This is a genomic window from Marinomonas pontica (assembly GCF_026191375.1).
Lineage (GTDB): Bacteria > Pseudomonadota > Gammaproteobacteria > Pseudomonadales > Marinomonadaceae > Marinomonas > Marinomonas pontica.
Genome location: NZ_JAODTL010000009.1, coordinates 1 through 19,406 on the forward strand (window position 1 = coordinate 1; position 19,406 = coordinate 19,406).

Sequence of the window (19,406 nt, forward strand, 5' to 3'; positions counted from 1 at the left end):
CAGGTGTCGATGCTCTTCTAACTTCGGTTCCTTGTAAAAAAGACATCATTTTAAACCACAGATCGTCTGCTTTTGGCGTGAGTGTTAGAAATAGCTCCTGATTGGTTGCATCCGTGTGCAGGGAATGGGCAGGGTACAATACTCCGCCATAGCCTATTGGTAGTAGTTTTTGATCGGCTATGTTGGTGTCTTTTTGCATTTTCCACTGCTTATAAGGAAGCAATTCGCCATCGGTATCATAAGAAATCATGCGGCATTCGTTCGCGATGACACTGTTAGGGTGCTGCTGGTGTTCTTTGTGCAATGATTCTAACCAGGACTGTGAATAAATGAGGTCGTCATCACAGGTTACTAAAGTGGTTTCTGGAAATTCGAGCAGTGAATAAATGAGTTTTCTGTGTGAGCAGGTGAGTTCTTTTTGATAACGAATTTCGAAAATGTCGCCTTCCAGTTCGGTGAGTTTTTTGGGTATTTGATGACGTAAATCTTCGTTTAACCACAGTAATATTTTCTGAGGTTTGTTGGTTTGGTTTAATAAGCTGCGAATGGTTAGGTCAATAATACCGAGTCGAGATGGAATCGAAGTCAGTGTCACGATGATAGGTAAGCATTTGTCTGTCTTCGCTTTAAGCGTTTGCAGAGAAATTCTTTTCAGCTTGTAAGCGGCTTTCATCGCGGGAATATACTCTTTCAGCTTCAACGCTATTTCCTTTTCGACTCATGTTCTTGGTGTATTTTTGAGGCTGTATTGTCTATCAAGGGATATCTTACATCAATAGGTTTATATATTGGGTAAAAATACTTGAACAAAAAAGCCGCTCCAAAGATGAAGCGGCTTTTTTGGGGGGAGGGCTTGAAAGCTTAGTTAGTCGCTTCTGGCTTCTCGATATCATGCAATTCCACCACAAATTTCAGTGCGGCATGCGGTGGAATTGGGCCTGTGCCACCTGGGCCGTAGGCGAGGTCTGAAGGGATGTACAGTTCGTATTTAGAGCCAACAGGCATAAGCTGCAGACCTTCTGTCCAACCAGGAATAACGCCGTTTAGCGGGAAGGTGATGGCTTCGCCACGTTTGTAGGAGCTGTCGAATACGGTGCCATCGGTTAGGCTGCCTTCGTAGTCGACTTTTACTGTGTCTGTGGCGCTTGGCTTGTCGCCTTTGCCTTCAGTGATGACTTTATACAGCAAGCCTGAATCGGTCTTCATCACGCCATCTTCGGCTTCTTTCTCTTTTAGCCAAGCCGCTGATTCGGCTTTGGCTTCAGCAGAGGCTTTTTCTTGCTCCACTTGGGCTTTTTCCATTTGTTCTTGCTGGTAAGCTTGGATGGTTTTGGTGACTTCATCCATGGTCATTTTGCCTTCTTTTCCAGCAAAAGAATCTTGGAAACCGGCCATGAAGGTTTTCATGTCTAGTTCGGAAAAGTCTTGTGACATGCGTGAACCAAACATGGTGCCAATGCTGTAACCTAGGCGCTGTTCTTTAGTGTCGAGTTTAATAGCACTGTCGTCTGCGTACGCAAAAGAAACAGAGGACATAACCAGCGCCGCAATAAGTGTTTTTTTCATAACTATTTTTTTCATAAGGAAAGATGTTCCATTATTTGTGGGTGTATCACTGAGTGATGTAAAGCATTAAGACGGAGTTCGATTTGCATAGCGTATAGAAAGCCTTTGATGGGGCGGAAACAAGGCAGGAACCATGATATACGCCTTGTGCTTTGCAAAATCAGATCCGTCGTTCCTTTGTAACATAAAGTTTTAACATAAGCATGGCGGTTTATGCCAATTTTATGTTGGTACGTTACCAAAGCGACCCCTTCACCTGCACACTTTGTTTGAGTTTCAAAAGATCTCTCTTATTTAGAGAACGGTTCCACAAAGCACAAGACGTACTGCGAGATTAATCCGCTGTTCTTTTGCCTGACAATCGATTTTACAAAAGCATGACGGTGTTTGCGAAAGCCGCTTTTTTTGTTTGGCGGTCTTTACGGTTTGTTGACTGTTTAACCCCATCCTAACCTTCCCCTTGAAGATAAGGGGAAGGGACAAAAGTGAACTTGGCTCCTCCCCCTGCTAAGGGGGAGGCTGGGAGGGGGTTAATAAAGCTAACAACCCCATCCTAACCTTCCCCTTGAAGATAAGGGGAAGGGACAAAAGCGAACTTGGCTCCTCCCCCTGCTAAGGGGGAGGCTGGGAGGGGGTGATTGAAAACAGGTGAATACTTTAGACTCTTAGGAATAATGGAATCAGGATCGGCACTAAAATGCTCATGATGAAGCCGCTGGCGATGCACACTGGGATGATTTGCGCGCCGTGGAACTTGCCTAACATGGGTAAGGTGAAGTCCATGGCGGTGGCACCGGAATAGCCGACGGACATATGGCTGTTTAGGCGAGCTAAGAACGGAATCAGCATGAGCGCCAAGATTTCACGCCCAAGGTCAAGCAAGAAGGCGGTGGTGCCCAGTACCGGATCACCAAGGCCAGTGATAAGAATGCCTGATAAACTGTACCAACCAAAGCCAGATACAACGGCAAGCCCTTGATTCCAATTTAGGCCTAATATTAGGCTGCCTATCCAACCTGCTAACAGGGTCATGATGATTGTCACCACAGCGATAATAACGCCTTGTGCGTTCAAAAACAGTTTGCGCAGGCGGTGATTGCCCTGACGAAGCTGGCAACCAATTAAAAACAGCAAAACGTACAGCAAGCCAGTGACCAATTCGTCGACACCGGTTAGCCAGTCTTTGGCAAGTATGCCGACGATGACACCACCAATCACCCAAGCAAGGGTTTTGGCGGCGTCTATTAATGCATGGCTTTTACTGTCCGATGGGCCTTGCGCTAAGCTGTCGGCGTGGGTGCCACCAAAGCGTAGACCACTAAAATACAATCCCGCTAAACTCAAAATACTGATGAGTACAAAAAACACAATGGCTTGGTAACCTGCGATAAACAATTTTTCGGCAAGATTGTCCAGTGCACCAAGGCTAAAGCCGATTAAGCCTAATATCAGGTATACCAGTTGCTCTAAGCCTTTTGCGACGCGAGTGGGGGTAAAGACGCGTATATTCACCCAATAGCCGAAAAGTAGGGCGATTAATAGTGGGCCAAGTGTGGTGAGGATAGTCATGTAAGTGCTTTCTTCCCTGTTTAGTCTAATAAATAGTGGAGCGGCATTTTCTCGGTATTGGGTTGTAAATACAAGTTTGGTTTTTGTGTTTCAGGTAAATGTCGGATCACGGTCCCAAGAGAAGTGGCTTTTGACCCCCTCCCAGCCTCCCCCTTAGTAGGGGGAGGGGCTAAGGGATTTTGACCCCCTCCCAACCTCCCCCTTAGCAGGGGAGGGGCTGAGGGATTTTGACCCCTCCCAGCCTCCCCCTTGGCAGGGGAGGGGCTAAGGGATTTTGACCCCCTCCCAACCTCCCCCTTAGCAGTGGGAGGGGCTAAGGGATTTTGACCCCCTCCCGACCTCCCCCTTGGCAGGGGGAGGGGCTAAGGGATTTTGACCCCCTCCCAACCTCCCCCTTAGCAGGAGGAGGGGCTAAGGGATTTTGACCCCCTCCCAACCTCCCCTTAGCAGGGGGAGGTTGGGAGAGCTTTGGTGCTGCCGTATAGGGAAGCAAAATAAGGCTGGTTAACGGTGCAATGTTGGGTGATCGGTGTTAGATTGCTCGGTCGTTTTTGGTGTTTTCTATGGATAGTTGGCGGTGAAGTGTGGTTAAGCGTTTTCCTGTGTTAAAAGAGATTCTGCATTTGTTGTTTCCTATGGTGTTGACGATGACCTTGGAGCTGTCGATCAGCGTGGTCGATACTATTATGTTGGGGCATTACAGTGCGTTGCATTTGGCGGCCGTTGGCTTGGCGTCTAGTCTGTGGTTGCCTGTGGGGTGTTTCTTGATTGGGGTGACGTTTGGTATTACGCCGTTGGTGACGCGTCATTTACACGGTAGACAACCAAAGCTGGTGAACTTGTATATGTCGCAGGCTGTTGGGTTGTCGGTTGGACTTGGTGTGTTAGCCAGTTTGATTGTTGTTCTTTTATTGCCTCACTTCGCGGCATTGATGGCCACGGAAGAAGAAACCAGACAGGTGTCTGTTTCTTATTTGTATATCTTCGCGCCGGCGCTGCCGATGTTGGCGTTAATGACGGCGTACAAAAATTTGTTTGAAGCCGCTGGTCGTCCTGGTTTTCCCTTGTTTGTGGCGAGCTTTGGCTTGGTGCTGAATATTTTATTCAATTATGTGCTGATTTTCGGCAAGTTTGGCTTTCCGGAATTGGGTGCAAAAGGCGCGGCTTTGGCGTCGGCGTTGTCTTTGTATTTGGCTGTGTCGTTGTTTTTTGTGTATGACCGATTTTTCAATAAATCGCCTTTATTCACACGTTTGGTGTGGCGTTATACCCGTAAATTTTCCATCTTGCTGAATGTCGGTGCGCCAGCCGGTTTTGCTTTTGCCTTTGAAGTGGGCTTGTTCTCTTCAATGACTTGGCTGATTTCGTCTTTTGGTGATCTCGCGTTGGGCGGTGGTCAGATTGTCATGTCCTACACGTCTTTCTTGTTTACTCCTATGATGGCGATGAGTGCGGTCACGGCCATTGTTGTTGCGAAAGCCATGTCTAAAGAAGGTGTGGATGGCGTGAGAAAACGTATCCGCGTGATTGTGTTGTTGGGGCTTTCTTATGTCAGTGTGTGCTTTATTATCACGCAGGTTTTCCATAACCACATTCCGTACATTTACAGCAATAATGCGGAAGTGGTTGCATTGGCGGCGAGCATCTTATTGATCTCTTCCTGTTATCAATTTCCTGATATGCTGCAAACTGTTTTTACAGGAGCGTTGCGGGGCTTTCGTGATACGCGTTCTAGTATGATCGCCTTTGCGGTGTCGTTATTTGGTTTGAGTATTCCGTTTGGCTTTTGGCTGTCTCACTACAGCCCTTGGGCAGAAACCTTGTCACTGCGAGGCTTTTATATCGGGCTAGGCGCAGGTCTAACGTTATTAGCGACAATACTGATACTGCGCTTTCGGATTGTGGTGGCGCGTTATGAAGGCAAACGTATTGCCTCACCAAGAGAAGTGGCGTGATGAAATGTCTGAATTTATCGGTATGTTTATATGAAAATAGTTAAGAGTAAATTTTTTGAGCGTGACTTAAGATTTCTGCGAGTTAAGCTCTCTTTTTAAATCACATTTATAATTTTAATCACGGAATTAATTTTCAAAGTTTACCGACTGAAAAATATCCAGAAGCAAGCCAAAAAGCTCAGAAAGCAAGGATTGTGTTAGAACAACATCTGATTCCTGCAACTTTGAATATAGGGGAGTCAACGTCTGAGATTCCGAAGAAGTTATGGTTGTATTGGAATAGCCCTTTGGAAGCCGCGCCAGATGTCGTTAAAGTCAGTGTCCAAAGTTGGAAAGAGAAAAACCCAGACTACGATCTTGTCTTACTAAATGATCATAATTTGAATGAATTTTTAGGCTTTGACTTTAATGCACTTTTTTGCATTGCGACAGTTAATCTTGGCTTTGCAATGAAGGCTGATATTTTAAGAATGTATCTATTAAGCATGTATGGTGGTGTCTGGGTAGATACCACCACGTTTTGTGTGCGCCCGTTAGACGAATGGCTACAAAATTGTACACGTCAAACTGGATTTTTTACTTTTCGTCATAAGAGCAATAAAACCCGTCCTATTGAAGCTTGGTTTATTGCCTCTCAACAGGGGCATTTTGTAATAAGACATGTATTAGCCTTATTTTTAGAGCATCTTTTTAAGGCTCGTAAACAGAGCTTGTACATTGTCCATAATATGAAGTCTCTTGGTCATTCCGATAAGGATGGAGAAAGGTTGTTTGCAGACGCTGTTTATGCAGCCGAGCAACACCATTTCATGCCGTACTTTAGTGTTGGATATTTTTTAATGAAGCCCTTCGTCATGAGCAAGCTGGAAATGTAGATGAGATTCTGATGCAGCAGCCAAATTACCATGCTGTAAATATGGATGATATGGCTATTTTTATGGCTAGCTATGTGTCAAAACAAACCTATAAGAAAGATTATCAAGAAACTGATCTGTATCGCGAAAGAAGGCAGTACATTTTTAATTCACTAAAAAAGGCATAATTCACCTTTAGTATCATTTGTAGCAGGATTGAGGTACGAAATAGTATGAAAACAATTTTAGTAACGGGCGGTACTGGCTTTATTGGAAGTCATACATGCGTGGAATTATTAAATCAGGGCTATGATGTCGTTGTAGTAGATAATTTGTGTAACTCTAATCCTGAAGTGTTGAATCGAGTTAAGCAAATCACAGGCAAAACAGTGACTTTTTATGAAGTCGATTTACTTGACGCTACTGCTTTAAATGCCGTTTTCCAAAAGCATTCTATTCATGCGGTTATTCATTTTGCAGGTCTAAAAGCGGTGGGCGAGTCCACAAAAATACCTTTGTCTTACTACCATAACAATTTAACTGGCACCTTGATCTTGTTAGATACCATGGCTCAGCAGGGTGTGTTTGACCTGGTGTTTAGCTCTTCTGCAACGGTTTATGGCGAGAACAACCCCATTCCCTATGTAGAGCACTTTCCGCTGAGTTCTACAAGCCCATATGGGCGAACCAAGGTGATGATAGAGCAGTTTTTACAAGATGCTTTTATGGCTGATCCTCGATGGAATGTGTCTTTATTACGCTATTTTAATCCGGTTGGTGCTCACCCAAGTGGCTTAATAGGCGAAGATCCGAATGGTATCCCAAATAATCTGATGCCTTTTATTACGCAAGTTGCGGTTGGCAAGCGTGACAAACTCAGCGTATTTGGCGGTGATTACCCAACGCATGATGGAACAGGTGTAAGAGATTATATTCATGTGGTGGATTTGGCTTTAGGTCATATTAAAGCGCTTGAAAAACTGGCGAGCCAAGAAGTAAAAAGCATAGAAGCTTATAATCTAGGTGCTGGCAAAGGCTTTAGTGTGTTAGATGTTGTTCATGCTTTTGAAAAGGCATCAAATCAAAAAGTCCCTTATGAAATAATGCCAAGACGTGCAGGCGATATTGCTGAGTTTTATGCTGATCCACAAAAAGCCGCGAAAGCGCTAGGCTGGCAAGTTGAGCTTTCTCTGGAAACCATGTGTCGTGATGCTTGGAATTGGCAGAGTAACAATCCGCAGGGTTATGCTGAGTAACCCTTAGCAGGGGCTAAGGGATTTTGACCCCTCCCAACCTCCCCCTTAGCAGGGGGAGGGGCTAAGGGATTTTGACCCTCTCCCAACCTCCCCCTTAGCAGGGGGAGGGGCTAAGGGATTTTGACCCCCTCCCAACCTCCCCCTTAGCAGGGGGAGGGGCTAAGGGATTTTGACCCCTCCCAGCCTCCCCCTTAGCAGGGGGAGGGGCTAAGGGATTTTGACCCCTCCCAACCTCCTCCTTAGTAGGGGGAGGAGCTAGTTACTCTTCTGAAATGCTCGGCATGTTTTGATTAACGCATCGATGTTGATGTGTTGTTCGGCGCTGTCGGCGAGGCGGTTGATTTCGCTGTCTCGGTATTGGTCGTAGTCGAAGGTGGCTGCATTCTTTACGCCGGCCCAGTTGAGTAGGGCGTGTAGGGCGTCTGGGTGGTCAAAGACGCCGTGTAGATAGGTGCCGATGATTTGGTTGTCGTTGGAAACATAGCCTTCTTTTTCACCATTTTCTAGTACGCAGAAGTGCATCACGTTTTGGGAAAATCGCGATACGCCAGAGTGAATCTCATAGCCTGTTACGTCGGTTGATGTGGTGGTGAAGGAGAGGGTTCCTTGGCGTTGTTTTAGCTGTTTGTCTTTTTCAAGTACGGTTTCCATCGGAATCAAGCCGAAGCCAGCCGATTGGGTGTCGGGGTGTGGGTTTTCCAGTCCTAATGGGTCTCGCAGTTGTTCGCCGAGCATTTGGTAGCCGCCACAAATCCCGATGACTTTTCCGCCGTATCTTAGGTGTTTTTTCAGATAGTCTTGCCAGCCTTCTTGGCGTAAGAAGGCGAGGTCGCTTTGCACGCTTTTGCTGCCCGGTAAGATCACTAGGTCGGCGGGTGGAATTGGTTCATTGGCGCCGATTAGCGTGACTTGTACATCGGGGTGAAGGCGTAACGCGTCCCAGTCAGTGTGATTGCTGGTGCGTGGCATGATGGGGATGACGATGTTTAGCTTGGCGTTGGTGTCGGTTTTTATTGGGCTTTTGGTTACGGCGTCTTCCGATTCCAGATGAAAGCCCATGAGGTAAGGCAATACTCCGAGCACCGGTTTGCCAGTGCGCTCTTCCAGCCAATCCAGTCCCGATTGCAATAGGCTGATGTCGCCACGAAAGCGGTTGATGACAAAGCCAATCACACGGTCTTGCTCGCTTTGGCTGAGCAAATCTAATGTACCAACAAGATGGGCAAAGACGCCGCCTTTGTCGATGTCGGCGATGATAATCACCGGACAGTCGATGCTTTCTGCAAAGCCCATGTTAGCGATGTCACGCGCGCGTAGGTTGATCTCGGCTGGGCTGCCTGCGCCTTCAATGATGACGGCTTGATATTGTTCGGCCAAGCGATGGTAAGAATCCAATGCGGCGACTTTGGCGATGTTTTTGTATTCGTGATAGCCAACGGCGTTCATGTTGCCAACGGCTTTTCCTTGAATGATGACTTGCGCGCCCGTGTCTGTGTTGGGTTTGAGCAGTATGGGGTTCATGTCCACATGGGGGGCAAGTCCTGCCGCGTAGGCTTGTACGGCTTGCGCGCGGCCAATCTCGTTGCCATCTTGGGTGACGGCACTGTTTAGTGCCATGTTTTGTGGCTTAAAAGGAGCCACTTGAATCCCACGTCGAGCGAGTAGGCGGCAAAGTGCGGTAACCAACGTGCTTTTTCCCGCATCGGAAGTGGTGCCTTGTATCATTAAACTAAACGCTGTCATTCAGGTTCATCACGCTTTAAATCAATTCGATGGTAGAATTCTACCTTACCTGTTCACCGTGTTAAGTGAAAAAACGACCTATATTTATGATCCCTTCTAATTTAGACAGTATTTTTGGCGGCTTTCTTGTTGGCCTTGTGAGTTGGATATCGGCAACGGGCTGGATGCTGGTGGCGGCACTGGTACTGGATCGGTTGCTGGGCGAGCCCAAAAGTTGGCACCCTTTGGTTTGGTTTGGCCGTTGGGTGGATTTGTGTCGTCAATACGGTCAGCTGCCTTTAGACGCGAGTGCGAGTCGACAACGCTTGGCGGGTGTTCTCGCATGGTGTCTGGCTGTGATGCCTTGGGTGCTGATTTTATTCGTGCTGCTTTGGGTATTGCCCACGTTTTTGGACAACATACTGACGGTGTTGGTGCTGTATTTTTCGATTGGTTGGCAAAGTTTGCGAGAGCATGCCTTGGCGATTTATCAGCCTTTGTCTTCCATGCCGTTGACGAATGAAAAGCTGGATGAAGCCCGTCTTGCGGTGAGTTATATCGTCAGCCGAGACCCGCAGAACTTAGATGAATCGGCGGTGGCAAAAGCGGGTATAGAGTCGGTGTTGGAAAATGGCAGTGATGCGATATTTGCGCCGATTTTTTGGTTCTTGCTCTTGGGGGCGCCGGGTGTACTTTTGTACCGACTTGCCAATACGTTAGACGCCATGTGGGGCTACAAAACCTCATCGCTGTTGTACTTTGGTTGGTTTGCGGCGCGCTTTGATGATGTATTGAATTATATTCCTGCACGATTGGTGGTGTATAGCTACGCTGCGTGCGGTCAGTGGCACCGTGCCTTGCGCAGCGCTCGCCAACCTTCGGCGCGTTGAAAAGCCCGAATGCGGGGCCAGTCATGGCCTCCGGTGCTGGCGCGTTAGGCGTTCAGTTAGGCGGCGAGGCGGTGTACTTCGGTAAGACAGAAAGCCGCCCGATTTTGGGCGAAGGCGACAAGCCGCAGGTAAAGCATTTAAAGGAAGCGATTTTGCTGGTGGATAAAAGTGTGTATTTATGGGGAGCGGTGATATGTCTGCTGGTGTGATGCATTCAGCTAAAACAGCGGTGAACTTAGCGCTTACACCGCCGAAGCATGGTGGTGATTTGGCCTATTGGCAGCGTAAGGTGGGCAATGAAGCATTGAATTGGTTGGATTTGTCGTCTGCTTGCAATCGAGAGCCTTGGCCTGTTCCCAGCATTGCGCCGGAATTGTGGATGAATTTGCCAGACCAAACGGCGTTGTTGGATGAAGGCGAGCGTTATTTTTCGCGCCGCCCAAGTGCCGTTGGCGCTGGGTCACAGCATATTATCGAGTCCTTGCCGCCGTTGTTGCGCGAGTACCAAGAGACAGATAATAGCACCGTTTGTGTGCCAAGAATCGGTTATCAGGAACACGCTTTTGCTTGGAAGAAGTGGGGCTATGATGTTGTCTATTACGATGATTTGGCCGAGCTTGTCACGTTAGATTGGGCGGTGGCGGTGGTGATACATCCCAATAACCCAACCGGCGAATGGGCTACATCCGAGATGTTGTCTACACTGATTGCTCATGCGGAAAAAACCGGCGGCTGTTTGGTGGTGGATGAAGCGTTTATCGACCCTTGCCCAGAACGCAGCGTGTTGCGGTTGTACCAAGATGCGCCCTTGAGCGAAGCGGTATTTGTGTTGCGTTCCGTCGGAAAGTTTTTTGGTTTAGCCGGTGCGCGTGTGGGTTTTGCGTTCTGTGCGCCACGTTGGCAGCTTGCTTTAAAAAACCTAATGGGGCCGTGGCCGGTGTCGACTGCGAGCTTGCATTTGGTGTGCTTGGCATTGGCCGATGTATCCTGGCAGGCACAAGCATTACAGGCGTTACAGGTGCGCCAAACGGCGTTTGTTGAACGCATTATGCCCAAGTTCAATACCATTTTTGATTCCCAAGACAGCGTGTTGAATCCCTTGTTTATTACCTGGTATCTCGACAGTGAGGAATACGCTGCGAAAGTATTTGAAATGCTACACCACGTCGGCATTCACACACGGTTAGGTGACGGTTGGATTCGCGTTGCTTTACCCGCGTTGGCTGAAATGGACGCCTTAAACAGTGCGTTGATTCGTCTGTTAAAAACAGCAGGAAGCCAAACGCAGGGCTTTTCAAGAGGGCAGCTAGCATGAAGCATCTGGTTTTAGGGGGCGTCCGTAGCGGCAAAAGTGCCTTTGCGGAAGCGCAAATCGCAGACAGTCATAAATCGGTGTGCTACGTGGCTACGTCTCAGGTATGGGATGACGAAATGGCCTCGCGAGTACAACTGCATCAAACGCGCCGACCTTCGTCGTGGCGATTGATCGAGGAGCCCTTGGCGCTCGCTGACGTATTGGATTTGCTGAATGATCCTCAGCAAGCGGTGATTGTTGAATGTTTTAGCTTGTGGATGACGAACCTACTGTGTCTGGAAGACGAAGAGCGATTAGCGCAAGAAAAGCAGGCTCTGCTTGATGCTGTCGCGAGCTTCCAGGGTGACTTGGTTCTGGTGTCGAGTGAGGTGGGGTTAGGGATAATGCCGATGAATGCGTTGGCGCGCCGATTCGGCGATGAATTGGGTATGATGAATCAGGCGTTAGCTAAATTGACCGATCGGGTAACTTTTGTTGCGGCAGGGCTGCCTCTACCGCTAAAATCCTAATATTGTATTTCTATTCGCGAAAAGCGTAGGAGCGTTGATGACCCCTTATTCAAAAGATTTCCCAGTTTCTTGGGAAGAGCTGCACCGAAATGCCCGCGCTTTGTCTTGGCGCTTGTTGGAACAAGGCCCTTGGAAAGGCATTATTGCCATTACTCGAGGTGGTTTGGTGCCCGCCGCTATTTTGTGCCGTGAAATGGACATTCGTTTGATCGATACCATTTGTATCGTCAGTTACAGCGAAGGTGAAAACGGTGAGGGAGCCATGAAACAAGGCGACTTAAACGTATTAAAAGGCGTGGAAGGCGACGGTGAAGGCTTTATTTTGGTAGACGACCTAGTGGATACGGGGCGAACAGCGGCTAAAGTTCGTGAAATGTTGCCCAAAGCTCACTTCGCGACGATTTATGCGAAACCCGCAGGAAAGCCATTGGTGGATACGTTTATAACCGAAGTCAGCCAAGACACATGGATTCGTTTTCCTTGGGACATGGAATACACCTTTTCCACGCCATTGGCGGATCGTCAAGGTAAGTAATCCCCGTTCTCGTCTTTTCTACGCTCAACATTAACACTATGGTTCTAAACAAAAGAAACGAGAGATATTGCAAAATTTCACAAAACTCTCGTTTCTTTTACACCTTTATCAGCTAACGTTATGGCTAGACCTTTTTTTAACCTTATGCTTTTACCGATTTGCTCTGAGTTGTGAGCAAAAGACTCAATCATCACAATAGGATTTCAATATGTGGCAAACGCTAACCCGAGTTGCATTGGCTGGTTTTTTGTCGTTCGCGACCATACTGCCGGCTTTTGCTGAAGGCACTGTAGCACGCGCGCAATTCACCACCGACGTCATTGACCGTGAACCCATCGACAACATTGGTAGCATGGTGAAAGTGGAGTACGGGGAAATTCAGCGCGTATATTTCTTCACCGATTTGCGCGATATGTCTGGTAGCCAAGTGGTTCACCGCTGGAAACTGGATGGCGAAGAACAAGCGGATGTGGATTTTGATATCGGCGGCGACCGATGGCGCGTATGGTCTAGCAAGCGACTTATGCCGGGCTTTGACGGCAAATGGAGCGTTGACGTGGTGCAAGATGGCAATGTTGTTGCCACTTATTCATTTGATTATGTAGATGAAGGCTAGAAAATCAGGCATGCTCTCGTGGTTTATTTTTCTGACTTGAGTAAGGACTTTTTATGCCTCATTTACGTGTACGAGGGTTGGCTTTTGACGAACTAGAGTCGATTGCCGATATTCTCATTGAAAACTTGGCGGAAATTACGGACACGCCAAACTCACATTTCACCTTGGAATTCCAAGCCACCACCTACCTTGCCGTGGGTGGGGCTTCTCCTGCGTATCCCTTCATTGAAATTTTATGGTTTGACCGAGGCGACGACGTCAAACGCAAAGTCGCGTTATTGATCGAAGAACTGGTTAGACCTTTAGTCGACAGCGGACAAGACATCACCGTGTTGTTTAGAGACTTGCAAGGCAAGGATTATTACGAGAATGGCGAGCATTTTTAATCGAAAGCCTTTAAACCTCATACTTTTAAGGGAAGGGTAAGACGAGGGCACCGAGTTACAGTTCCCTCCCCTTATCTTCAAGGGGAGGGTTAGTGAGGGGGTGTTGTCTCTTCTTCAAGATACAAGGGGGAGGGGCTAGGGTACCGAGTTACTGTTCCCTCCCCTTATCTTCAAGGGGAGGGCTAGGGAGGGGTTGTTGTCTCTTCTTCAAGACGCAAGTGGGAGGGGCTAGGATACCGAGCTACTGTTCCCACCCCTTATCTTCAAGGGGAGGGTTAGGGAGGGTTGTTGTCTCTTCTTCAAGACACAAGGGGGAGGGGCTAGGATACCGAGTTACTGTTCCCTCCCCTTATCTTCAAGGGGAGGGCTAGGGAGGGGTTATTACTTTACTGTCAAAGGCTTACGGAATGAGCGAACGAATATTTAATCTGAAAAAGAACCATTATTTTAGAGTGAACTTACGAGAAGCTATGCCAGAACCCGAACGGCGATTATGGCGCCATATCAGGGGGCGTCAACTTGGAATGAAATTTCGAAGACAGCATGGAATTGGTCCTTACATAGTAGATTTTTATTGTCCTGAAAAGCGTCTAGTCATTGAGATTGATGGTGATAGTCATTACAACCCCGACACTCAGATTTACGACCGAAAGCGTGATGATTTTATGAAATCTTTGGGACTTCAAGTAATGCGTTTCACCAATCAAGACATCCTTGAAAATCTAGACTCTGTATTAGATAGGGTTCTTCAGAGTACCCAACCAACAAAATAACCCCCTCCCAGCCTCCCCCTTCAAGACACAAGGGGGAGGGGCTAGTACACCGAGTTACCATTCCCACCTCTTCAAGACACAAGATAAGGGTTAGTACACCGAGTTACTGTTCCCACCCCTTATCTTCAAGGGGAGGGTTAGGGAGGGGTTGTTATCTCTTCTTCAAGACACAAGTGGGAGGGGCTAGGATACCGAGTTACAGTTCCCTCCCTTATCTTCAAGGGGAGGGTTAGGGAGGGGTTGTTTCTCTTCTTCAAGACACAAGGGAGGGGCTAGGATACCGAGTTACTGTTCCCTCCCCTTATCTTCAAGGGGAGGGTTAGGGAGGGGTTGTTGTCTCTTCTTCAAGACACAAGTGGGAGGGGCTAGGACACCGAGTTACTGTTCCCTCCCCTTATCTTCAAGGGGAGGGCTAGGGAGGGGTTGTCGTTTTAACGCTGAAATTCGTAGACGTTGCCTAGGTTCAGTATGTGGGTTAGTTCATCTAATGCGTTGCGGCTTTCGATGAGTAACTGTGGGTCGGCAAGGTCTTTTTCATGCAGTTCGTCGCGGTAGTGTTTGTCTACCCAGTGGTTTAAACGTTCGAACAGTACGTCATTCATGAGTGTTGATGGGTTGATTGCGTGTTGTTCTGCTTCGGTTAAGGCGACGCGAAGACGAAGGCAAGCAGGGCCGCCGCCGTTGCTCATGCTTTGTTTTAGGTCGAAGACTTTGACTTCGTTTATCGGTGATTGTCCCGACACTAGGCTGTTCAAGTACGCCCACACGGCTGGGTTGTTTTCACATTCACCCGGCACAACAAGCACCATGTCGTTATCACCACGGCTGAGCAATTGGCTGTTAAACAGGTAAGACTGAATGCAGTCTTGTACGGATACCGCATTGCTTGGCACTTCAATTAGATGGAATTGAGACGCTCTGTCTCCCCATGCGGTCAGCAGATCTTGCTTCATTTTTGCGGTGTCTAAGAAGGCTTCTTGGTGATAAAAGTGTGCGTTGCGATTCCCTACGGCGATGACGTCGTTATGGAAAACGCCTGCGTCGATCACGTCAGGATTTTGTTGGGCGTAAACCACTTGGTCTACAGACAAGCCATGACGACGAGCAACCGCTTGCGAGGCTTCTAGTGTGTGACGAGCCGGAAATTTTGCAGGGCGAGGAGCGTTGCTGTTGAAAGCTTCCATTCCATATACGAAAAATTCGATGCCTTGCTCGCCATATTGGTCGCAGAAGCGGGTATGGTTGGCGGCGCCTTCATCGCCAAAATGCTCAACGCTAGGGAGCGCAGGGTGATGAGCGAAATGTTTTTCGTCGTTGAAGGTCGCTTGTAAGATCGCCCCTGTGGTTTCGTGTTCGATGGAGCGATGAAATTTGTTGACCAAGTTGGCGGGTGAAAAATGCACGCGTTGGTCATGCGTATCTCCGCTGGGTGAGACGGTGGCGGCGTTGGCCGTCCACATGCAAGACGCAGAGCTTACTGCCGCCAATAACTTTGGTGCGTGTTTCGCTGCGCTTGCTAGGATGTCTGCATCGCTGCCTGTAAAGCCCAGTTTTCGTAATGTCGGGATATGTGGACGTTCATGGGGCGCAAGAACGCCTTGTACGAATCCCATGTCGGCCAAGGCCTTCATTTTTACCAAGCCCTGTTTTGCGGCGGCTTTTGGGTTGGATGGACGGGCTGAGTTATTCAATGACGCGACGTTACCAAAAGATAGGCCGCTGTAGTTGTGGGTTGGGCCCACTAAGCCATCAAAATTGGCTTCTGTCGCTTTGTTCATGATGTCCTCGATGTCTGTTCAATCATTGTCTGTGGGAATGATGGAGAAGACGCTGCGTTACAGCGTCAATCCTGGTCCTAATTTTTCTGGCATGGTCAGGCTGTCTGCCTCGATGCTGGCCACTGGGTACGCGCAATAGTCGGCGGCGTAGTAAGCGCTCGCTCTGTGGTTGCCACTGGCGCCAGTGCCACCAAACGGCGCGTTGCTGGAGGCGCCGGTTGTTTGGCGGTTCCAGTTAATAATGCCTGCTCGGCTATGCTGCAAAAACCATTCGTACTCGGCGGCATCGTCGGACAATATGCCTGCAGATAAACCAAATTGGGTGTGGTTCGCGATGACCATGGCTTGTTCGAGTGAGTCGTAGCGAATCACGGTCAACAAAGGACCAAAATACTCTTGGTCTGGTAGCGTATCTAGCATGCTGGTGGCGTCGATAATGCCTGGCGTGACAAAGCCTGTTTGGCTGTCACCGCGCGTCATTTCCAATAACGGCTCTGCGCCTAGGGCGATGAGTTTTTGGTACGCTTGCATTAAACCGTCTGCCGCCTGTGCTGAAACGATTGGCCCCATAAACGGCTGTTCGCTGGCGTCGTAACGGTCGATTTTAAGGGCTTTTGTTGCGGTAATCAGTGTGTGCAATATCGCATCGCCCAGCGCGCCTTTTGGCACTAATAAGCGACGTGCGCAAGTGCAACGTTGTCCTGCTGAGATAAACGCTGACTGGATGATTTCGTGAACCGCAGCGCGTTGATCAGCCACCTTTTCTGATACCAGCAATGGGTTGTTGCCGCCCATTTCTAAGGCCAAAATTTTGCCCGGATGACCGGCGAAGTCTTTGTGTAATATGTGACCGACTTGAGGGCTGCCAGTGAAGAACAAGCCATCAATACCTGGATGATTTGCCAATGCAACGCCGGTGTCGCGCTCGCCCTGAATCATGTTGAGTACGCCCGCTGGCAAGCCTGCTTTTTCCCACAGTTGAAGAATAATATCGGAGGTAGCAGGAGCTTGTTCACTGGGTTTGAACACCACAGTATTGCCTGCAATTAGGGCTGGCACAATGTGGCCATTGGGTAAATGCCCCGGGAAGTTGTATGGCCCAAATACCGCAACGACACCATGTGGACGATGACGCAAACGCGCTGTTGCGCCCGGCATAGGGGTGGTTTTTTCCACCGGTTCTTTCGTGGTAAGCCTGCTGTGAAATAGTGACTTTGCCAATCATGGCCGCGGCTTCGGTTCGTGTCTCCCAAATCGGTTTGCCCGTTTCACGGCTGATGGTTGTTGCAATGTCTTCACTGCGCTCTTTTAGTAAAGCGGCAAATTGTTCAATGATGGCGATGCGCTCTTCCAACGGGCGATTGGCCCAGCTTGGGAATGCGCTTCGAGCCGAATCAATCGCAAGGTCAACTTGCGCAGCACTGGCGGCATTGGCCTGCCAAACCAACGTGGCGTCCGCAGGATCGATCGAGCTGAACGCCTGAGCCTTCACCTTGTAACCATTGTCCATTGATGTAATGTGCTTGTTTCATGCTGGTTCCTCTTTTGTGACGCCTAAATTAATGTCTTGAGTAAGGTGACAGTTCGACAATGCGCACCGGTTCTTTATTGGTGATGCAAAGACTGTCGGCTTCTTCTTGAGTTAATGTCATGGCGCTGCCCGGCGGAATAGAACGCTGGATCAGTATGCAACGGAAGTCAGCCACTTTCGCATTGGATACGAGGTAGTAATTGCCTTCGTTCAGGTTTGCGCTCATGCCTTTTGGCTGGCCAATATTGGCTAAGCACAAACGGCTGTCGCGAACTGCGCGAATGTCTTGTACGCGCGCTTCTAGGCTTGGGCCACCGTCAAAAATATCGACGTAGTTTTCGTAGCGAAAGCCTTCTTGTTCTAAAAGACGGCGCGCTGGCACGGTGTTTTTATGCACTTGCCCCAGTACGTCTCTTGCTTCTTTTGGTAGCAAGTTTACGTACACCGGGTTGTTCGGCATGAGTTCCGCAATAAACTGCTTGTTGCCTTGGGAAGTCAGTTCGTCGGCTTCTTTGAAGTCGATAGAGAAAAAAATGGCGACCAAGACTTTCCCAAAGTGGCGAAACACCGTCTTCGTTACTGACACCACGCATTTCAGCAAAGACTTTTTCGGTGAAGCGTTCTGGAAATTGTGCCATGAACATAAAGCGGGCTTTGGACAGCAGCTGACCATTTTTGGAATGACGGTAGTCTTCTTCTAAAAACAGGGTACAAATCTCGCTGAATCCAGTGAAGTCGTTGTTTAGAATCAGCGTTGGAACCGCATTGTGTACGCCAAGCTCACGGGAAGCGTGAGTAATGGTGCCTAGGTGGTAGCTGTAGAATGGCTCGTCTAAACCAACGGTGGCCAAGATGCCGCAGGTGCCAACAATGTCACCTGTTGTCGTGTCTTCTAGCACCATCAAATAGTCTTCATTGTGAGGCGCGGTGACATTTTCTTTGTTAAAAGAACGTACCGCACCATCGATTTTTTTCTGAAGAATGGCCTCGTCAGACACCAAGGAGGTAAAACCAACCCCTGTTTTTTCTGCAAGTCGGTACAGTGACTTCAGGTCATTTTGACAAATAGGGCGTATGACCATCATGATGATTTTCCTCTTATTATGTAATTTACAGTGCGACCCATTGGATGCGGTGTCCCGAAGAGATGCCGAGTCGTTCTTGGGTTGCTTTTTCTATCGCTAGCCCAGCCACTTGAGGCTCGGCATGCGCTGCAGTAACGCGAAAATGTTCTAAATGTCCGGCGGATATTAGGTGCATTGGCCCTTTGGCTTTGTCGGTTAGGCTAAGGGCTTTGTCCATTTTTTGTTGTGCGATGGTGCGTAGACTTTCGGTTCTGGCTTCGATGCTGGGGCCAGCATCAAAAATGTCGACATAACCTCGAAATTCAAACCCTTCATTCAGCAAAATGTCGGCACTTTGGTCAGAATCTTCGTGGATCACGCCAATCGCATCTTGTGCGGCTTCTGGTAAGGTCGGCACATAATCGGGTAACGCGGCATTAATTCCGCGATGAAGTTTTTGTTGCTGACACCGGAAAGGTAGTCGGCTTTTTTAAAGTCCATGGAAAAAAGTGCTTGCCCAACGCGTCCCAAAAAGAAGAGTAGCCGTGTTTGTCACTTTCGCCACGCAATTCGGCAAAAAGTCGTGCGGTGAAGCGCTCTGGGTAACGTGCAATAAACAGCAATCTGGCTCTGGATAGTAACGACATCGCGACGGTATTTTGATGCGCTTTGTCGACAACCAAGGCAATCAATCGGCTGGTGCCACTGTAGTCGTGGCACAGGAACAAAGCCGGCACACGGTTATGAATTTGCAGCTGGGGCGACGCGTGAACCACTTCGTCAATGCGGTAACTGTAAAAAGGCGTGTCTACACCGACCATGGCGTCAATGCCACAACAACCAATGATTTGATCGTTGCTGGTATCCACTAAAACAAACAAGTAGGATTCATCGCCCGGCTGTACGACGTCGGTTTGAAAAGAACGACGAGACGAGGCTATTTTGTCATTTAGGCGTTCTCTATTGGCTGGGAAATTGGTGATACCAATGCCAGCTTGCTGGGCAAGTCGTTCCAGCGCAGGAAGATCGGCAAAATCTACTGGGCGTACTAGATACATAGAAGATTCCTGAAAATGAGTCATGGACG

The 19,406-nt window shown here is 48.4% G+C and carries 15 protein-coding genes and 4 pseudogenes; 11 read left to right on the forward strand and 8 right to left on the reverse strand.

Going from position 1 to position 19,406, the window contains the following annotated elements; genetic code table 11:
* From N5P32_RS00995 to N5P32_RS01005, 3 genes and pseudogenes are all read right to left on the reverse strand, one after another.
* Positions 1–700, reverse strand: a pseudogene (locus N5P32_RS00995) (hypothetical protein); the annotation flags it as partial.
* Between the two features lie 161 nt (positions 701–861).
* The gene (locus tag N5P32_RS01000; RefSeq protein ID WP_265727349.1) at positions 862–1,581 is read right to left on the reverse strand and encodes an FKBP-type peptidyl-prolyl cis-trans isomerase; all 720 of its coding nucleotides are present in this window, start codon (positions 1,579–1,581) and stop codon (positions 862–864) included.
* Positions 1,582–2,223: 642 nt separating this feature from the next.
* Complete coding sequence (locus N5P32_RS01005) at positions 2,224–3,135, reverse strand: LysO family transporter (RefSeq protein WP_265727350.1); 912 nt, start codon at positions 3,133–3,135, stop codon at positions 2,224–2,226.
* Between the two features lie 584 nt (positions 3,136–3,719).
* On the opposite strand from N5P32_RS01005, the gene N5P32_RS01010 reads away from it, so the two are divergent.
* From N5P32_RS01010 to galE, 3 genes are all read left to right on the forward strand, one after another.
* A complete protein-coding gene (locus tag N5P32_RS01010; protein ID WP_265727351.1) occupies positions 3,720–5,090 on the forward strand; it encodes an MATE family efflux transporter in 1,371 nt (456 codons plus the stop codon).
* Between the two features lie 194 nt (positions 5,091–5,284).
* Positions 5,285–5,965 carry a glycosyltransferase family 32 protein gene (locus N5P32_RS01015; protein WP_265727352.1) on the forward strand — a complete coding sequence of 227 codons (681 nt, stop codon included), beginning with the start codon at positions 5,285–5,287 and terminating at the stop codon, positions 5,963–5,965.
* 212 nt (positions 5,966–6,177) lie between these two features.
* A complete protein-coding gene (gene galE / locus N5P32_RS01020) occupies positions 6,178–7,200 on the forward strand; it encodes a UDP-glucose 4-epimerase GalE (protein WP_265727353.1) in 1,023 nt (340 codons plus the stop codon).
* Positions 7,201–7,455: 255 nt separating this feature from the next.
* On the opposite strand, the gene N5P32_RS01025 is transcribed toward galE, so the two are convergent.
* Positions 7,456–8,943, reverse strand: coding sequence for a cobyric acid synthase (locus N5P32_RS01025; protein ID WP_265727354.1), 1,488 nt, complete (start codon positions 8,941–8,943; stop codon positions 7,456–7,458).
* Between the two features lie 86 nt (positions 8,944–9,029).
* On the opposite strand from N5P32_RS01025, the gene cbiB reads away from it, so the two are divergent.
* From cbiB to N5P32_RS01060, 8 genes are all read left to right on the forward strand, one after another.
* Complete coding sequence (gene cbiB / locus N5P32_RS01030; protein ID WP_322783796.1) at positions 9,030–9,812, forward strand: adenosylcobinamide-phosphate synthase CbiB; 783 nt, start codon at positions 9,030–9,032, stop codon at positions 9,810–9,812.
* A gap of 23 nt (positions 9,813–9,835) precedes the next feature.
* Entirely contained in the window at positions 9,836–10,021 is a 186-nt protein-coding gene (locus N5P32_RS17870) for a hypothetical protein (RefSeq protein WP_322783797.1), read from the forward strand.
* Positions 10,006–11,127, forward strand: coding sequence for an aminotransferase class I/II-fold pyridoxal phosphate-dependent enzyme (locus N5P32_RS01035; RefSeq protein ID WP_265727355.1), 1,122 nt, complete (start codon positions 10,006–10,008; stop codon positions 11,125–11,127). Before N5P32_RS17870 ends, N5P32_RS01035 begins: the two co-directional genes overlap by 16 nt.
* A complete protein-coding gene (gene cobU, locus N5P32_RS01040) occupies positions 11,124–11,636 on the forward strand; it encodes a bifunctional adenosylcobinamide kinase/adenosylcobinamide-phosphate guanylyltransferase (RefSeq protein ID WP_265727356.1) in 513 nt (170 codons plus the stop codon). Before N5P32_RS01035 ends, cobU begins: the two co-directional genes overlap by 4 nt.
* Positions 11,637–11,673: 37 nt before the next feature.
* Complete coding sequence (gene gpt, locus N5P32_RS01045) at positions 11,674–12,171, forward strand: xanthine phosphoribosyltransferase (RefSeq protein WP_265727357.1); 498 nt, start codon at positions 11,674–11,676, stop codon at positions 12,169–12,171.
* Between the two features lie 208 nt (positions 12,172–12,379).
* On the forward strand, positions 12,380–12,787 hold the full coding sequence (locus tag N5P32_RS01050) for a DUF2914 domain-containing protein (RefSeq protein WP_265727358.1): 408 nt from the start codon (positions 12,380–12,382) through the stop codon (positions 12,785–12,787).
* A gap of 53 nt (positions 12,788–12,840) precedes the next feature.
* Positions 12,841–13,173 (forward strand): DUF1904 family protein, encoded by a 333-nt coding sequence (locus N5P32_RS01055; RefSeq protein WP_265727359.1) that lies wholly within the window; start codon positions 12,841–12,843, stop codon positions 13,171–13,173.
* A 407-nt stretch (positions 13,174–13,580) separates the two neighbouring features.
* On the forward strand, positions 13,581–13,946 hold the full coding sequence (locus N5P32_RS01060; RefSeq protein WP_265727360.1) for an endonuclease domain-containing protein: 366 nt from the start codon (positions 13,581–13,583) through the stop codon (positions 13,944–13,946).
* A gap of 431 nt (positions 13,947–14,377) precedes the next feature.
* Here N5P32_RS01060 and astB read toward each other — a convergent pair whose 3' ends face one another.
* From astB to N5P32_RS18120, 4 genes and pseudogenes are all read right to left on the reverse strand, one after another.
* The gene (astB, locus tag N5P32_RS01065) at positions 14,378–15,724 is read right to left on the reverse strand and encodes an N-succinylarginine dihydrolase (RefSeq protein ID WP_265727361.1); all 1,347 of its coding nucleotides are present in this window, start codon (positions 15,722–15,724) and stop codon (positions 14,378–14,380) included.
* 57 nt (positions 15,725–15,781) lie between these two features.
* Positions 15,782–17,256: pseudogene (gene astD / locus N5P32_RS01070) on the reverse strand (succinylglutamate-semialdehyde dehydrogenase).
* Positions 17,257–17,283: 27 nt separating this feature from the next.
* Positions 17,284–18,340: pseudogene (gene astA / locus N5P32_RS01075) on the reverse strand (arginine N-succinyltransferase).
* Positions 18,341–18,365: 25 nt separating this feature from the next.
* Positions 18,366–19,401 (reverse strand): annotated as a pseudogene (locus N5P32_RS18120) (arginine N-succinyltransferase).
* Positions 19,402–19,406 lie beyond the last annotated feature (5 nt).

Coding starts and splice junctions, on each gene's coding strand:
- N5P32_RS01000 (WP_265727349.1), bottom strand. CDS start 1,581: ATGAAAAAAATAGTTATGAAAAAAACACTTATTGCGGCGCTGGTTATG.
- N5P32_RS01005 (WP_265727350.1), bottom strand. CDS start 3,135: ATGACTATCCTCACCACACTTGGCCCACTATTAATCGCCCTACTTTTC.
- galE (WP_265727353.1), top strand. CDS start 6,178: ATGAAAACAATTTTAGTAACGGGCGGTACTGGCTTTATTGGAAGTCAT.
- N5P32_RS01025 (WP_265727354.1), bottom strand. CDS start 8,943: ATGACAGCGTTTAGTTTAATGATACAAGGCACCACTTCCGATGCGGGA.
- cbiB (WP_322783796.1), top strand. CDS start 9,030: ATGATCCCTTCTAATTTAGACAGTATTTTTGGCGGCTTTCTTGTTGGC.
- N5P32_RS17870 (WP_322783797.1), top strand. CDS start 9,836: ATGGCCTCCGGTGCTGGCGCGTTAGGCGTTCAGTTAGGCGGCGAGGCG.
- N5P32_RS01035 (WP_265727355.1), top strand. CDS start 10,006: ATGTCTGCTGGTGTGATGCATTCAGCTAAAACAGCGGTGAACTTAGCG.
- cobU (WP_265727356.1), top strand. CDS start 11,124: ATGAAGCATCTGGTTTTAGGGGGCGTCCGTAGCGGCAAAAGTGCCTTT.
- gpt (WP_265727357.1), top strand. CDS start 11,674: ATGACCCCTTATTCAAAAGATTTCCCAGTTTCTTGGGAAGAGCTGCAC.
- N5P32_RS01050 (WP_265727358.1), top strand. CDS start 12,380: ATGTGGCAAACGCTAACCCGAGTTGCATTGGCTGGTTTTTTGTCGTTC.
- N5P32_RS01055 (WP_265727359.1), top strand. CDS start 12,841: ATGCCTCATTTACGTGTACGAGGGTTGGCTTTTGACGAACTAGAGTCG.
- N5P32_RS01060 (WP_265727360.1), top strand. CDS start 13,581: ATGAGCGAACGAATATTTAATCTGAAAAAGAACCATTATTTTAGAGTG.
- astB (WP_265727361.1), bottom strand. CDS start 15,724: ATGAACAAAGCGACAGAAGCCAATTTTGATGGCTTAGTGGGCCCAACC.